Origin of the sequence: Methylorubrum rhodinum, from assembly GCF_014199935.1 — a bacterium.
In the GTDB taxonomy this organism is placed as follows: domain Bacteria; phylum Pseudomonadota; class Alphaproteobacteria; order Rhizobiales; family Beijerinckiaceae; genus Methylobacterium; species Methylobacterium rhodinum.
Map to the genome: position 1 here is coordinate 72571 of NZ_JACHOP010000001.1, position 15418 is coordinate 87988.

General features: G+C 70.3%; 12 protein-coding genes. 5 read left to right on the plus strand and 7 right to left on the minus strand.

Annotated features, from left to right (window positions below; genetic code table 11):
- Positions 1-16: 16 nt before the first annotated feature.
- Positions 17-1174: a 2OG-Fe(II) oxygenase gene (locus HNR00_RS00330; RefSeq protein WP_183563079.1), complete on the minus strand. Its 1158-nt coding sequence runs from the start codon at positions 1172-1174 to the stop codon at positions 17-19.
- Positions 1175-1419: 245 nt separating this feature from the next.
- On the opposite strand from HNR00_RS00330, the gene HNR00_RS00335 reads away from it, so the two are divergent.
- Positions 1420-2952: an acyl-CoA carboxylase subunit beta gene (locus HNR00_RS00335; RefSeq protein ID WP_183563082.1), complete on the plus strand. Its 1533-nt coding sequence runs from the start codon at positions 1420-1422 to the stop codon at positions 2950-2952.
- A 174-nt stretch (positions 2953-3126) separates the two neighbouring features.
- Here HNR00_RS00335 and HNR00_RS00340 read toward each other — a convergent pair whose 3' ends face one another.
- The 4 genes from HNR00_RS00340 to dusB all read right to left on the minus strand — a co-directional run bounded on the left by HNR00_RS00340 (position 3127) and on the right by dusB (position 7236).
- Positions 3127-3456: a hypothetical protein gene (locus HNR00_RS00340; protein ID WP_246390131.1), complete on the minus strand. Its 330-nt coding sequence runs from the start codon at positions 3454-3456 to the stop codon at positions 3127-3129.
- Between the two features lie 108 nt (positions 3457-3564).
- Positions 3565-5028 (minus strand): nitrogen regulation protein NR(I), encoded by a 1464-nt coding sequence (ntrC, locus tag HNR00_RS00345; protein ID WP_183563085.1) that lies wholly within the window; start codon positions 5026-5028, stop codon positions 3565-3567.
- A gap of 10 nt (positions 5029-5038) precedes the next feature.
- The gene (locus HNR00_RS00350; protein WP_183564203.1) at positions 5039-6175 is read right to left on the minus strand and encodes a two-component system sensor histidine kinase NtrB; all 1137 of its coding nucleotides are present in this window, start codon (positions 6173-6175) and stop codon (positions 5039-5041) included.
- A gap of 14 nt (positions 6176-6189) precedes the next feature.
- On the minus strand, positions 6190-7236 hold the full coding sequence (dusB, locus tag HNR00_RS00355; protein ID WP_183563088.1) for a tRNA dihydrouridine synthase DusB: 1047 nt from the start codon (positions 7234-7236) through the stop codon (positions 6190-6192).
- 126 nt (positions 7237-7362) lie between these two features.
- Between dusB and HNR00_RS00360 the strand changes: the two genes are divergently transcribed.
- The 3 genes from HNR00_RS00360 (at position 7363) to HNR00_RS00370 (ending at position 9838) form a co-directional block, all read left to right on the plus strand.
- Positions 7363-8667: a bifunctional 2-C-methyl-D-erythritol 4-phosphate cytidylyltransferase/2-C-methyl-D-erythritol 2,4-cyclodiphosphate synthase gene (locus HNR00_RS00360; protein ID WP_183563091.1), complete on the plus strand. Its 1305-nt coding sequence runs from the start codon at positions 7363-7365 to the stop codon at positions 8665-8667.
- Positions 8664-9161 (plus strand): CinA family protein, encoded by a 498-nt coding sequence (locus tag HNR00_RS00365; RefSeq protein ID WP_183563094.1) that lies wholly within the window; start codon positions 8664-8666, stop codon positions 9159-9161. The genes HNR00_RS00360 and HNR00_RS00365 overlap by 4 nt, the downstream gene beginning before the upstream one ends.
- 62 nt (positions 9162-9223) lie before the next feature.
- Positions 9224-9838, plus strand: coding sequence for a hypothetical protein (locus tag HNR00_RS00370; protein ID WP_183563097.1), 615 nt, complete (start codon positions 9224-9226; stop codon positions 9836-9838).
- 52 nt (positions 9839-9890) lie between these two features.
- Here the strand turns inward: HNR00_RS00370 and HNR00_RS00375 are convergent, their stop codons facing one another.
- On the minus strand, positions 9891-10745 hold the full coding sequence (locus HNR00_RS00375) for a methyltransferase domain-containing protein (protein WP_183563100.1): 855 nt from the start codon (positions 10743-10745) through the stop codon (positions 9891-9893).
- A 405-nt stretch (positions 10746-11150) separates the two neighbouring features.
- Between HNR00_RS00375 and HNR00_RS00380 the strand changes: the two genes are divergently transcribed.
- Complete coding sequence (locus tag HNR00_RS00380) at positions 11151-12938, plus strand: ABC transporter ATP-binding protein (RefSeq protein WP_183563103.1); 1788 nt, start codon at positions 11151-11153, stop codon at positions 12936-12938.
- 198 nt (positions 12939-13136) lie between these two features.
- Here HNR00_RS00380 and HNR00_RS00385 read toward each other — a convergent pair whose 3' ends face one another.
- Positions 13137-15233: an ethylmalonyl-CoA mutase gene (locus tag HNR00_RS00385; protein WP_183563106.1), complete on the minus strand. Its 2097-nt coding sequence runs from the start codon at positions 15231-15233 to the stop codon at positions 13137-13139.
- Positions 15234-15418: the final 185 nt, after the last annotated feature.

Sequence of the window (15418 nt, forward strand, 5' to 3'; positions counted from 1 at the left end):
AGGCCCGCGCGCGGCTTCAGGCCGCCGGTGCCGCCACATCTGCTCGATACCCGCTCCCTTCGCTCAGATACCCGGCATTCGCCTCGCGCAACTTGGCCGCCGCCTCGTCGTAGAGGAACGGCAGGAAGGCGAAGCGGCGGCCCGTCGTCACCCGCGAGACCGCGTGGAGCAGCGCGCAGGGGAAGATCACCGCGCCGCCGGGCGGGGCCTTGAAGCTGCGCTTGCCGTATTCCGGAAAACTGACTTCGCCGCCCTCGAATTCGGCGTTGAGGTTGATCGAGACGGCGAAGCGCCGGTGCGCCGTGCCGCGGGTGGTGTTGTCGCGGTGCGCGCGGAAATGGCCGCCGTCCTCGGCCGCGTAGCAGGAGACGATGTAGCGCTCCATCCGGGTCGCGTCGAAGTGGAAGATCTTCTTGATCTCGCTCGCCACGCGGCGCCGGATGCGGGCCTGGATCGCGCCGACGAGCCCCGGCTCCTCCACCGTCACGTCGCGGCGCCGCTTGTGCGCGTGGTCGTGGACGAGCGTCGTCTTGCCGTCGACCTCGCGCATGAAGCCGGATTCCTCGCCGCCCTGGCGCTCGTAGAGGGCGATCAGGTCGCGGCAGAGCGCGGGCTCGAACACGTTGGGCAGCACGAGGATCGGCGGCGGGATCTCGAAGCCGGCGAAGCGGTCGGGCGGCGGCAGGCGGGCGAGTTCGGAAAACAGGGCCTCGCGGTCGCTGCCGTCGCGGGTGAACGGGATGCGGGCCAGCACCCGCAGGGTCGGGTCGAGGACGATCCAGAACGGCCGGATCTCGACGCGTGCGCCGGTCTCGGCCTCCCGCGGCACGGCGCCGTAGAGGCGCGAGACCTGCCAGTCGAAATCGAGGAAGTGGCGGATGCCCGGCAGGTTCTCGCGGATGCGGTCCTCGGCCCGGTCCGCCGGATCGAGGCTGACGCCGAAGAACGAGATCCGCTCGTCGTCGAACAGCGTCCGGTTCCGCTCGATCGCCGCGAGCGCCGCCGCGCCCGCCTCGCTCCCGGCCGAGCCGTAGAAGCCCAACACGATGTAGCGGCCCGCCGCCGTGTCGAAGGTGTAGCGTGGGTTGCCCGTGCTTCCTTGCGCGAACCAGGGCGCCGGATCACCGGGCGAGAGCACGACGTAGGACATCTTGGGTTCGGCGGAGGCGCTCATCGGCGATTCTCAGGGCGATTTCTTCGCACACCATCGCACCACCCTCGGGTGAATGCCCCCGACTCATCGCATGCGGCGGCGCCCCTCGCCAAGTGGCCGAGGGTGGGGCCGTGCAGGAGCGTCCAAGCCCCGTTTCCGCCGGCAAGGCCGCGTGCTAAGGGCGATTCATCCAAGCAAGGTCAAGCTGTTCGGCTTCGTCTTGTATTCAAAAAACGTTTGTGCCCGCAGGGAGGCTCCTCAGGACCATGAAGGACATTCTCGAGAAGCTTGAGGAACGTCGCGCCCAGGCCCGCCTCGGCGGCGGTGAGAAGCGGCTCGAGGCCCAGCACAAGCGCGGCAAGCTCACCGCGCGCGAGCGCATCGAACTCCTGCTCGACCACGGGTCGTTCGAGGAGTTCGATATGTTCGTGCAGCACCGCTCCACCGATTTCGGCATGGAGAAGCAGAAGATCTCCGGCGACGGCGTCGTGACCGGCTGGGGCACCGTCAACGGGCGCACCGTCTTCCTGTTCTCGAAGGACTTCACGGTCTTCGGCGGCTCGCTGTCCGAGGCGCACGCGGCCAAGATGGTCAAGGTTCAGGACATGGCGCTCAAGATGCGCGCCCCGATCATCGGCATCTTCGACGCGGGCGGCGCCCGCATCCAAGAGGGCGTGGCGGCGCTCGGCGGCTACGGCGAGGTGTTTCGCCGCAACGTGATGGCCTCGGGCGTGATCCCGCAGATCTCGGTCATCATGGGCCCCTGCGCGGGCGGCGACGTGTACTCGCCGGCCATGACCGACTTCATCTTCATGGTGCGCGACACGAGCTACATGTTCGTCACCGGCCCGGACGTGGTGAAGACCGTCACCAACGAGGTCGTCACGGCCGAAGAACTCGGCGGCGCCAAGGTCCACACCTCGAAGTCCTCCATCGCCGACGGCTCGTTCGAGAACGACGTCGAGGCGATCCTGCAGATCCGCCGCCTTCTCGACTTCCTGCCCGCCAACAACATCGAGGGCGTGCCGGAGATCGAGAGCTTCGACGACGTCGAGCGCCTCGACAAGTCGCTCGACACCCTGATCCCGGACAACCCGAACAAGCCCTACGACATGGGCGAACTGATCCGCCGGGTCGTCGACGAGGGCGACTTCTTCGAGATTCAGGCGGCCTACGCCCGCAACATCATCACCGGCTTCGGCCGCATCGAGGGCCGGACCGTCGGGTTCGTGGCCAACCAGCCGCTGGTGCTGGCCGGCGTGCTCGATTCGGACGCCTCCCGCAAGGCCGCACGCTTCGTACGCTTCTGCGACTCGTTCTCGATCCCGATCGTCACCTTCGTCGACGTGCCGGGCTTCCTGCCGGGCACCGCGCAGGAATACGGCGGCCTGATCAAGCACGGCGCCAAGCTGCTGTTCGCCTATACCCAGGCGACGGTGCCGCTCGTCACCATCATCACGCGAAAGGCCTTCGGCGGCGCCTACGACGTCATGGCCTCCAAGCATGTCGGCGCCGACCTCAACTACGCGTGGCCCACCGCGCAGATCGCCGTGATGGGCGCCAAGGGCGCCGTCGAGATCATCTTCCGCAGCGAACTCGGCGACCAGGAGAAGATCGCGGAGCGGACGAGGGAATACGAGGACCGCTTCCTCTCGCCCTTCGTCGCGGCCGAGCGCGGCTACATCGACGAGGTGATCATGCCCCACTCGACCCGCAAGAGGATCGCGCGGGCGCTCGGCATGCTGCGCACCAAGAAGATGGAGCAGCCCTGGAAGAAGCACGACAACATCCCGCTCTGAGGGGGATGCTCGGCGATCATCCCGACCAACTGTCCTCATCCTGAAGTGGCGGCGCAAAGTGCCGCCCTCGAAGGAGGGCTCCCGTGCATCGCGCGATCCCTGGAGCCCTCCTTCGAGGCCGCTTCGTGGCACCTCAGGATGAGGGTGAGTGTCGGAGAAAGCCGTCTTGGCGCGCTACTCCGGCACCGCCGCCACGCACAGCCGCACCGCCGCGTCGAGTTCGAGGTCGCGCGGGTCGCCGATATTCACCGTTTCTTCCAGGCAGCGGATGAAGTAGTCGCGATCGAGCCGCGGCGAGAGCGCCGAGAACGACTTGGCGAGGCGGTTGGCGAGGTCGATCCGGTCCTCGCTCGACGCGCGGCGATAGGTGCTGAGCTTGTCGGTGACCGAGAGCCGCGCCTCCGCTGCCCCCGTCAGGGCGCCGAGCAGGCCGCAGGCCAGGAGCAGCGCACGGATCGGACGCGGCGCGGCCGTCGTCGGGATTCGGGAAGGGGCGAGCGGCATCGGCGATCCATGGTCGACCCCCGGATGCGGGGGGCGCCCATCTCGCCGTGCGGCCGATGAAGGGTCAATGGCAATCGGTCAGGCAAAAGTGCCCGGCGGGCCCGCCCGTCAGCGCGAGGTGCGGAACACCTGAAGGTCGAGATCGCGCACCTTCTTGCGCAGGGTGTTGCGGTTGACGCCCAGAAGCTCCGCGGCGCGGATCTGGTTGCCGCGGGTGGCGGCGAGCGCCGCGCCGATCAGCGGCCCTTCGATCTCCCGCAGGATGCGGTGATACAGGCCGGGCGGGGGCAGCGTGTCGCGGTAGCCCGAGAAATAGTCGGCGAGGTGCCGCTCGACGGCGCCGGACAGAGTCTCGCTGTCCGAGGCGCCGTTCTTGCGCGGCGCTCCGTTGGCGGCCGCGGGCTGGGCGAGCGGCAGGGTGTCGAGTTCGGCCTCGATGACCGGGCCGGTGATCGTCTCCTGCGGGTAGAGGGCGGCCAGCCGCCGCACGAGGTTCTCGAGTTCGCGCACGTTGCCGGGCCAGCGGTAGCGCTTCAGCCGCTCCATGGCGTCGCCGTCCAGCGTCTTGCGGGTCAGGCCCTCGCGCTCGACCAGGACGAAGAAGTGGCGGATCAGGTCGGGTACGTCCTCGGCGCGCTCGCGCAGGGCCGGCAGCCGCAAGGGGACGACGTTGAGGCGGAAGAACAGGTCCTCGCGAAAGATCCCCTGCTGGATCGAGACGCGCAGGTCCTTGTTGGTGGCCGCGATGATGCGGACGTTGGTCTTGATCGGCACGCGCCCGCCGACGGTGGTGTACTCGCCCTGCTGAAGCACGCGCAGGAGCCGGGTCTGCGCCTCCATCGGCATGTCGCCGATCTCGTCGAGGAACAGCGTGCCGCCCTCGGCCTGCTCGAATCGGCCGGCCGAGCGCGACAGCGCTCCCGTGAAGGCGCCCTTCTCGTGGCCGAAGAGTTCCGACTCGATCAGGTCGCGCGGGATCGCCGCCATGTTGACCGGCACGAACGGCCCGGTGCGGCGGCGGCCGTAATCGTGGAGCGCACGCGCCACCAGCTCCTTGCCGGTGCCGGACTCGCCGGTGATCATCACGGTGAGGTCGGTCGGCATCAGGCGCGCGAGCGCCCGGTAGATCTCCTGCATCGCGGGCGAGCGGCCGACCAGCGGGATGTCCTCGTTCTCCGGCCCTGCCCCGGGCGCGGGCGCCCCGCGGGGACGGGACAGCGCGCGGCCGACGATGGCGGTCAGCTCCTTCAAGTCGAAGGGCTTGGGCAGGTACTCGTAGGCGCCCCGCTCCGAGGCGCGGATCGCCGTCATGAAGGTGTTCTGCGCGCTCATGACGATGATCGGCAGTTCGGGCCGGACCCGCTTGATGCGCGGCAGCAGATCGAACACGTTCTCGTCGGGCATCACCACGTCGGTGATGACGAGGTCCCCCTCCCCCTGCGCCACCCACCGCCAGAGCGTGGCGCAGTTCGAGGTGGTGCGGACCTCGTAACCGGCCCGCGACAGCGCTTGGTTGAGCACGGTGCGGATCGCTGCGTCGTCGTCCGCGACGATGATGTGGCCGTTGGGCATGACTCTCGACTCAGCGCTCCGCGGCCGATTCACGCCCGTCGCGGGCGCTCGACATGGGCAACAGGATTCGGAAGGCGGTGCGGCGGGGGACGGGATCGCACTCGACGATGCCCCCGTGGTCCCCGACGATCTTGGCGACCAATGCAAGTCCGAGGCCGGAGCCCTGCGCCTTGGTGGTCACGAACGGGTCGAACAGGTCGCTCAGCAGGTCGGCCGGGATGCCCGGCCCGTTGTCGCGCACCGCCACCTCGATCGGCAGGCTGACGCGCTCGCGCGAGCCCGGCACCTGCAGGCGAAGGCCTGTGCGAAAGGCGGTCGACAGCGTGATCTCGCCCTCAACCGTGTCGGTGCCGATGGCTTCCGCCGCGTTCTTCACGAGGTTGAGGATCACCTGGATCAGCTGATCGCGGTTGCCGAGCACGGGGGGCAGCGAGGGATCGTAGTTCTCGATGAAGCGGATGTGACGGGCGAAGCCCGATTGCGCCGAGCGCTTCACCTGATCGAGCACGCCGTGGACGTTGACGGGGCCGCGCTCCACGGGCCGCTCCTCGCCGAACAGCTCCATCCGCTCGACGATGCGCACAATCCGGTCGGACTCGTCGCAGATCAGCCGCGTCAGCACCCGGTCCTCGTCCTCGCGGTCGAGTTCGAGCAACTGCGCCGCGCCGCGGATGCCGGCGAGCGGGTTCTTGATCTCGTGGGCCAGCATCGCGCCCAGCGCCACCATCGAGCGGGCGGCGCCGCGATGGGTGAACTGGCGGTTCATCTTGTCGGCGATGGTGCGCTCCTGCAGCATCAGCACCACCGAATCGTCCTCGTCGCGCAGCGGCGTGGCGAAGACGTCGACGCTGCGCTCGGCGCCCGAGCGCGGCTGGATCAGCTCGACGCGATACTCCGCGACCGAGGAGCGGCGGCGGCGCACCTCCGCCACCAGCGCGATGATCGGCGAGGCGAAGGGGATGATGTCGCGCAGGCGCCCCCGCTGCATCACCTTGGCGGAGGCGTCGAAGAACAGCTCGGCGGCGTGGTTGACCCGCAGGATGCGCTCGTCCGGCCCGATGGTGAGCACCGGCAGCGGCAGGGCGTTGAGCACGGATTCCGCCGCCGGCAGGGAGGCGGGATCGGGCTCGTCGCCGGAGAAGCTCATGGTGTGGCGCCCGGTCATGCGGCCTCGCCGATCGTCGTGGCGGCGGATGCCGGATCGAGGAAGGCCGGATCGAGGAAGGCCCGCCGCAGCAGGCCGAGCGCGTCGGCCGGGTCCGAGGTGGTGACGAGCCGGCGCCGGTCGGCCGGGTTCAGCGCGCCGGGGCCGGCGGCGTCGGCATAGGCCGCCAGATGCTTGCGGGCGTGGCGCACGCCCATGGCCTGCCCGTAGAGCGCGATCAGACCCTCGTAATGCTCGGTGGCCGCCGCCACCCGCGCCTCGGCCGAGAGCGGAGCGAGGGTGCGCCCGGCGAGCCCCGCGGCGATTTCGCCGACGAGCCAGGGGCGGCCGACCGCCGCGCGCCCGACCATCACGCCCGCGGCCCCCGAGGCCGCGAGGCAGGCCCGGGCGTCCTCCAGGCTCGTCACGTCGCCGTTGGCGATCACCGGCAGGCCCGTGGCCTCGACCACCGCGCGGATCGCCGACCAGTCGGCCCGCCCCTTGTAGAATTGCTGCCGGGTGCGGCCGTGGACGGTGACGCCGTTCAGGCCGAGCGCCTCGGCGCGGCGCGCCAGTTCCGGCGCGTTGAGGCTCGCGTGATCCCAGCCCAGCCGCATCTTCACCGTGACCGGCACCGCCACCGCCTCCCGCACGGCGGCGAGGAGGCGGGCGGCGTGGTCGAGGTCGCGCATCAGCGCCGAGCCCGCCACGCCCCCGGTCACGGTCTTGGCCGGGCAGCCCATGTTGATGTCGATGGCGTCGGCGCCGTTGTCCACGGCGATCCGGGCAGCCTCGGCCATCGGGTTCTCCGCACAGCCGGCCAGCTGCACCACGTGAGGGCTGACGCCCTCGCCTTCCGCCCGCACCTGCGATTCGGCATCGCCGCGGGCGAGTTCGGCCGCCGCCACCATCTCGGAGACGACGGCGCTCGCCCCGAGCCGTTGGGCGATGCGGCGCATGTGCAGGTCGGTGACGCCCGACAGCGGAGCGAGCAGCACCGGCGGCGAGCCTGCGCGCCGGACGTCCGCGGAGCGCAGGGCGCTCAAATAATGGTCAGGCTTCATTCTGCCCAATAAGTAGCCAAACCCCGGCAGGACGCAAGCGCCGCCTGCGTTTGCCTTCGGACATTCCGACGCATATGAGCCCTGCAATCCCGGCTTTCCCCAGCCGAAATCAACCGAGGCTCGATCATGTCCGACAGCGCCGCGCGGCAGGAGGTGGCCGCCGTCGTGGTGGCGGCGGGCAAGGGCCTGCGCGTCGGCGGCGATCTGCCGAAGCAGTATCGCCGCGTCGGCGGGCGCGCCGTCCTGACCCGGACGCTGGCCGCGCTGGCGGATTCACCCCGCATCGGCCGCATCCAGCCGGTGATCGCCCCGGACGCCGCCGACTTTTTTTCAGAATGCGTCGCGGAGCTGGAGCCCGCCCATCGCGAAAAGCTCGCCGAGCCGGTGCCCGGTGGGGCGACGCGCCAGCAATCTGTGGCCGCCGGACTCGAAGGGCTGGCCCGCATCGGCGCGCCCGATCTCGTGCTGGTGCACGACGCCGCCCGCCCCTTCGTCGACGAGGCGCTGATCGCCCGCGCGGTCGCGGCGGGTGCCGAGCACGGTGCGGCGGTGCCGGGTGTCGCCGTCTCCGACACCATCAAGCTGGTGGAGGAGCTGTCTCCGGGCATCGGCCGCGTCCACGAGACGCCCGCCCGCGAAGCCCTGCGCGCGGTGCAGACCCCGCAGAGCTTCCGCTTCGGCCCGCTCCGCGACGCCCATCGCCGGGCGGTCGCGGAGGGTCGCGACGGCTTCACCGACGACGGGGCGCTGGCCGAATGGGCCGGGCTCTCCGTCGTGGTGTTCGAGGGTGATGCCCGGAACCGCAAGATCACTCAGGCCGCGGACCTGATCGAGGCGGATCGGGCTTTCTCCGGCCAGACTTTCGCTGACGGCCCGCCCGCGATATCTGAGGGCCCCATGACCACCTACGTGACCCGCCTCGGCACCGGCTTCGACGTCCACGCCTTCACCGAGGGCGACCATGTCTGGCTCGGCGGCATCCGAATCCCGGCCGACCGGGGCGTGCTCGCCCATTCCGACGGCGACGTGGCGCTCCACGCGCTGACCGACGCGCTGCTCGGCGCCATCGCCGACGGTGACATCGGCACCCACTTCCCGCCCTCCGACGAGACGTGGCGCGGCGCCTCCTCGGACCGGTTCCTGGCCCACGCCTGCTCCCTGGTGCGGGCGCAGGGCGGCAAGATCGACCATCTCGACATCACCGTACTGGCGGAAGCCCCGCGCATCGGCGCGCATCGCGAGGCGATCCGCGCGCGCATCAGCGAGATCGCGGGCGTGCCGCTCACCGCCGTCTCGATCAAGGCGACGACGACGGAAAAGCTCGGCTTCGTCGGGCGCGCCGAGGGGCTCGCGGCCCAGGCCGCCGCCACCGTGCGCCTGCCCGAGGTCGAGGTGGACACCGGCAGCGAGACCGCCGAGCGCCGCTCGTGATCGAGGACGCCGCGCTCCTCGCCCGCGCCGAGGCGCTGGTGCGGGCCTACGCGGCGTCGGGCAGAAGAATCGCGACGGCCGAATCCTGCACCGGCGGCCTCGTCGCAGGGCTGCTCACCGCCGTGCCCGGCTCCTCCGCGGTGGTGGATCGCGGCTTCGTCACCTATTCCAACGCGGCCAAGGCCGATCTCGTCGGCGTGCCGATGGACCTCATCGACACCCACGGCGCGGTGAGCGAGCCGGTCGCCCGCGCCATGGCGGAGGGCGCGCTCGCCCGCTCGCTCGCGGACGCGGCGGTCTCGATCACCGGCATCGCCGGGCCGGGCGGCGGCTCCGCGGACAAGCCGGTCGGCCTCGTGCATTTCGCCCTTGCCGCGAAGGACGCCCCCACCCGCCACGTCGAGCGCCGCTTCGGCGACCCCGGCCGAGCGGAGATCCGGCTTCTGTCGGTGGAGCAGGCGGTGGCGCTGCTACAGGACGCGGTCGAGACCTGATGCCGCTCGCACGCGGTCATCGTCTCCCCCCGACCGGAAGAGGCGGGTTCAGGGTGAGGCCGATGCGTTTCGGCAAGCGAACCATCGTCGCCGTTCTCTTGGTCGCCGTTCTCCTGGCCGCGAACATCTGTCGACTGGACACGGCCTCGGCCGATTCCCCGATGCGGTGCCAAAACCTCGACGATCAGGAGCCGATCACGATCGATGCGGTTCCGGCGCGGCAGCGCGCACGGGCTCGATTCCTTCTGGAACAGGCCGCGTCGATCGCGGCGCGCCGCGGAACCGCGGGTCTGCCTGTGCTGATACGGCTGAAGAGCAACGATCCAGGCGTCGTCAGCCTCGTGGCGTGGGTGCGCGATCCGGCCGGAGGCGCCGTCGTCCTGATCCTCTACACCAGCGGCCTCGACCAGATGCATTCGCTCGTGGACGGATCGCCGTTCTTCGTGAAGAGCAGGAATGAGCCCGTCTTCAAGGGTGCTCATTCCGAGGAAACCGGCTTCAGTTACCAGTTCTACGACCGGACGAACGACCACATCCACCTGTCCGACTCGATGATCCGAACCGCGCGATCAGGGAAGGCCGATCGCACGTCCTATCGGCAGACGATCATGACCGGCTATTCCTACGGCGGCTTGCCGACAGCCTGCCGGACCTCCGGTGGGACCGGAGCCGAATGAGCGCGCCAGACGTCGCGCTTGGAACAATCGTTAAGCGATACGGGTCTGCGTCTCATCCCCGATCCGACGGAAACGGACTCGCGAACCGCAGCGGCGGCGGGTCGCCGGGGCCGGGCTCTCCCTTCTGCGCCACCACGACGATGTTGTAGGGGCGGCGCGCCTCCACCGCGAGCGGGCGAAATCCCGCCTGCCGGAGCATCGCTTCGGCGAGGCCCGTGTCGAACACATGGTGGTGCAGGGCGCGGTGGGCGAGGTTGTCCTGCGAGCGCCGCACGAAGTCCTCCCGCGTGCCGCCTCCGGGATCGCGCGACAGATCGTGGTGCGCCAGGATTTCGGGCAGATGCGTCCGGTCGTCCTCGCCCGTGCCGGCCTCGAAATCCGCGATCAGGTGATCGAGGCGCGTCACCGGCCGGCGGTGATCGAAGGTGCGGTCCTTGTGCGGGGCGATCAGCACCAGGAGCCCGTCCTCGGTCAGCAGGCGGCGCCATTCGGCGAGCGCCTTCAACGGGTTCGCCGTGTGCTCGATCGTGTGCGAGGACAGGATCACCTCGTAGGCGCCCGTCGGCACGGCGGCGAGATCGGTCGCCTCGGCGATGAACTGGCGCCCCGGCGGACGGGCGGGATCGGTGTGGAAGCTCGCCCCGGCCTCGATCGTGCCCTCCCACAGCGTGGTCGAGGCGAAGTTGCAATTGTCGACGCCCGCGAGCCGCGGATAGACCGGGAAATAGCCCTGCGCCCGGAAGCAGGCGCTCGGGCCGCCGATCTCCAGGGCGCGGCGCCCGTCGAAGCGCTGGTGCAGCGCCTTGAAGCTGCCGGCGCGGGCGCGGACGAGCCGACTTCCGGCCCGGTGCAGCAGGCCGCCGATCCCCTCCGTGCGCGCGACCGACAGGATCTGGTTGAGCAGCATGGCGGTTCGCGTGAGCCCCGGCCGGAAATCCGAAGCGCTCTATAGCAGGCCCTCGGCCGATCGCATCCGGGCGGCGCCGTCGAAGCCCGGATGCGTGACTTCGGATCTCGAACGCGAGGCGCCGCGACGCCCAGGTTGCGAATCACCACCGCGCCGCTTACCTCTGGCAGCGGTCGCACGGGAACAGGGAGAGGACCGTATGAGCGTCATGCCTGCCTTCTCCCCCCTCGGAATCGCTGCGATCCGCGCGCGAGCCGGGCTCGCCTAGGCGCTTTCCCTCGAGCCGCCGGCCTCGCGGCCCCGCCGCTCTTCACACCCTCCCGATCCGACCCTGCCGGTCCGCTCCGTTTCCTTTGCGCGGGCCCGTGCCTTTCGGAGCCGACGCCCTGGCGTCGGGCGCTTCCCATGGCCCTGTCTTCTCCCCGGCGCACGGACGCGGTCCGTCGCGTCCTCGTCTTCGTCGTCCGCGGCTGGCGCAGGCGGCGCGCCACCGTCTCAGGCCTCGTCGCCGCGATCACGCTGGCGACCCTCGCCGACGTGATGCTGCCGATCTTTGCCGGCCGCCTCGTCGATGCGCTGGCCGGCGCCGACCGCGAGGCGGCGCTCGATGCCGCGATGCCGGCCTTCGCCGCGATGACCAGCTTGAGCCTCGCGGCGGTCGGCCTGCGTCATGTCTCGTGGGCCCTCGTCGTGCCGCTGACGCTCGGCACCATGTCGGACGTGCTCGGCGACAGTTTTGCGCGCGTCCAGCGCCTCTCGACGGAGTGGCACGCCAGCACCTTCGCGGGCTCGACCGTGCGCAAGATCTCCCGCGGGATGTGGGCGATCGACAGCCTCAACGACGTGCTGCTGCTCTCGCTGCTGCCCTCCCTCGTCGTGCTCGCCGGCACCGCCCTGGTGCTCGGCCTGCACTGGCCGGCGATGGGGGCGGTGGTCGGGATCGGCGCGCTCGCCTACGTCGCGGCCTCCGTGTTCCTGGCGACGCGGGTGATCGCGCCCGCCGCCACGCTCTCGAACGCCCTCGACACCCGGCTCGGCGGCGCGCTGTCGGACGCGGTCGGCAACAACGCCGTGGTCAAGGCGTTCGGCGCGGAGGCGCGCGAGGAGGCGCGGCTCGCCCGCATCCTCGGCCGCTGGCGGCGGCGCACGCACCGCACGTGGATGATCGTGACGTGGAGCGGCACGGCGCAACTCGGGCTGCTGCTCGCCTTCCGCACGGCCATCGTCGCAACGGCCTTATGGCTGTGGTGGGTCGCGCGGGCGAGCCCCGGCGAGGTCGCCTACGTGCTGACCACCTACTTCGTGGTCCACGGCTACCTCCGCGACATCGGCGGCCACATCAACCACCTCCAGCGCGCGGTCAACGAGATGGAGGAATTGGTCGCGCTGGAGGCCGAGCCCGCTGGCGTGGCCGACCGGCCGGACGCGGTGCCGCTCGCGGTCACGGGTGGCGCGGTCCGGTTCGAGGGCGTGCGCTTCCACTACGGCGAGCACGGCACGCCGCTCTACGACGGCCTGTCGGTGACGATCCCCGCCGGGCAGCGCGTCGGCCTCGTCGGCCGCTCGGGCTCGGGCAAGACCACCTTCGTCAAGCTGATCCAGCGGCTCTACGACGTGGCGGACGGGCGCATCGCCATCGACGGGCAGGATGTGGCCGGCGCCACGCAGGCGAGCCTGCGGGCGCAGGTCGCGATCGTGCCGCAGGAGCCGGTGCTGTTCCACCGGAGCCTGGCCGAGAACATCGCCTACGGCCGGCCCGGTGCCTCGCCGGAGGCGATCGAGCGGGCGGCGCGGCTCGCCAACGCGCACGACTTCATCGCGCGGCTGCCGAAGGGCTACGCCACGCCGGTGGGCGAGCGCGGGGTGAAGCTCTCGGGCGGCGAGCGCCAGCGGGTGGCGCTCGCCCGCGCGTTCCTGGCCGATGCGCCGATCCTGATCCTCGACGAGGCGACGTCGAGCCTCGATTCGGAATCGGAGGCGCTGGTGCAGGAGGCGATGGAGCGGCTGATGCGTGGGCGCACCGCGATCGTGGTGGCGCATCGCCTCTCGACGGTGCAGGCGCTCGACCGCATTCTCGTGTTCGACCGCGGCCGCATCGTCGAGGACGGCCCCCATGCCGCCCTGATGCGCCGCCCGAACGGCGCCTACCGGTCGCTGTTCGAGCGGCAATCGGTGCTGGCGCAGAGTGCGTAAAGGCGCCTCCGGCAATCCCTCTTCCCGCATGCGGGAAGCGCAGGCGAAGCCGGAGCGATGGTGAGGGGGAGTTGCCGAAGGAGTCTCTTCCGTCGAAGCCCCCTCACCCCCCGCTGCCGCCTCGCTTCGGCGACGACCAGGTCGCCGAAGCCCTCTCCCCGCACGGCGGGGCGAGGGGATGCTTCGGCCAACGGCCGCTCAGAAAACCTGCGCGGCGTTCCCGTTGCTCTTCGGCGCGCCGGGCACGCCGGCCGCGGCGTCCGCCCTGTCGGCGGCGTGCTTGTCGAGGGCGCGTCCGACCACCTTGGCCAGCCCGACCATGATCTTGTCGAGCTCGTAGTCCTTCGGCGTGTAGACCGCGGTGACGCCCATGTTCTTGAGCACCAGCTCGTCCTCGGGCGAGATGATGCCGCCGACGACGACCGGCACGTGGTCGAGCCCGGCCTCGCGCAGCTTCGCCTTTACCTCGCGCACCAGCGGCACGTGGCTGCCCGACAGCACCGACAGGCCGATGACGTGGGCGCCGCGCTCGACCGCCTTGGCGACGATCTCGGTCGGGGTCTGGCGGATGCCGTCATAGGTGACGTCGAAGCCGACGTCGCGGGCGCGCAGCGCGATCTGCTCGGCGCCGTTCGAATGGCCGTCGAGGCCCGGCTTGCCGACGACGAGCTTCGGCGTCTCGCCGAGGCGCTCGCCGAGATCGGCGATGAGGAGCTTGGCCTCCTCCGCCGCACCCGACGAGACGGTCTGCAGCGTCACGCCGGTCGGCGCGCGGTACTCGCCGAAGACCTGGCGCAGGCGCCCGCCCCACTCGCCCGTCGTCACGCCCGCCTTCGCGGCGGCGATCGAGACCGGCATGATGTTGGCGCCCGAGCGCGCGGCCGCTTCGAGATCGTCCAGCGCCTTGCCGACCGCCTTGTCGTCGCGCTTCGAGCGCCACTCGCGGATGCGGGCCTCGGCCTCCATCTCCACCGTCTCGGAAACGGTGAAGATCGCGCCTTCGCCCGCAGTCAGCGGCGAGGGCTCGCCGTTCTGCCACTTGTTGACGCCGACGACGATCTGCTCGCCGCGCTCGATCGCGGCGATGCGCTTGGCGTTCGACTCCACCAGCGCCCGCTTCAGCTCGCCCGCCTCGACCGCGGTGACGGCGCCGCCGAGTTCGGCGATGCGGGCCAACTCGGAACGGGTCTGTTCCTTCAGCGCCTCGACGCGGGCCTCGATCACCTTCGAGCCGTCGAAGATGTCGTCGTATTCGAGGAGATCCGTCTCGAAGGCGAGGATCTGCTGCATCCGCATCGACCATTGCTGGTCCCAGGGGCGGGGCAGGCCGAGCGCCTCGTTCCAGGCCGGGAGCTGCACCGCGCGGGCGCGGGCGCGCTTCGACAGGGTGACGGCCAGCATCTCGATCAGGATGCGGTGGACGTTATTTTCGGGTTGCTGTTCCGTCAGTCCGAGACTGTTGACCTGCACGCCATACCGAAAGATGCGCTTCTTGGCGTCGGTGATGCCGTAGCGCTCCTGGGCGATCTCGTCCCACAGCTCGGCGAACGCCCGCATCTTGCAGATCTCGGTGACGAACCGCATGCCGGCGTTCACGAAGAACGAGATGCGGCTGAACACGTTCGAGAAGTTGGCCTCGTCGAAATCGGGATCGTCGCGCACGGTGTCGAGCACCGCGATGGCGATGGCCAGCGCGTAGGACAGCTCCTGCACCGGCGTCGCGCCCGCCTCCTGCAGATGGTAGGAGCAGACGTTCATCGGGTTCCACTTCGGCACTTCCTTGGTCGTGAACAGGATCACGTCCTTGGTCAGCCGCAGGCTCGGCGCGGGCGGGAACACGTAGGTGCCGCGCGAGAGATATTCCTTGATGATGTCGTTCTGCGTGGTGCCCTGGAGCGCCGAGATCGGCGCGCCCTGCTCCTCGGCCACCGCGAGATAGAGGGACAGCAGCCACGGCGCCGTGGCGTTGATCGTCATCGAGGTGTTCATCTGCGCCAGCGGAATCTGGTCGAACAGCGTGCGCATGTCGCCCAGATGCGCCACCGAGACGCCGACCTTGCCGACCTCGCCGCGGGCGAGTTCGTCGTCCGGATCGTAGCCGGTCTGGGTCGGCAGGTCGAAGGCGACCGACAGGCCGGTCTGGCCCTTGGCGAGGTTGCCGCGGTAGAGCTTGTTCGATTCCGCCGCGTTCGAATGGCCGGCATAGGTCCGGATCAGCCAAGGTTTGTCACGCTCGGGCTTGTCGCGCTCGGGCTTGTCGTTCTTGGTCTCGGCGACGCTCGCGGTGGCGCTCATCCGGCTCGACTCCCTCAACAGTCTTGGTCTGCGCGCCGCGCGCGCGATGTGAGCGGCACCGTAGCGAAGCTGCGGCGGCCCGTCATCCGGGAGAAAGGTCGAGGAGCGACCCGAAACTCTGAGGAAAACTTGACGAGCCCGTGAAGCGGACTTTTCGGGGACGGCCCGCCCACCGGAGCGGGCGG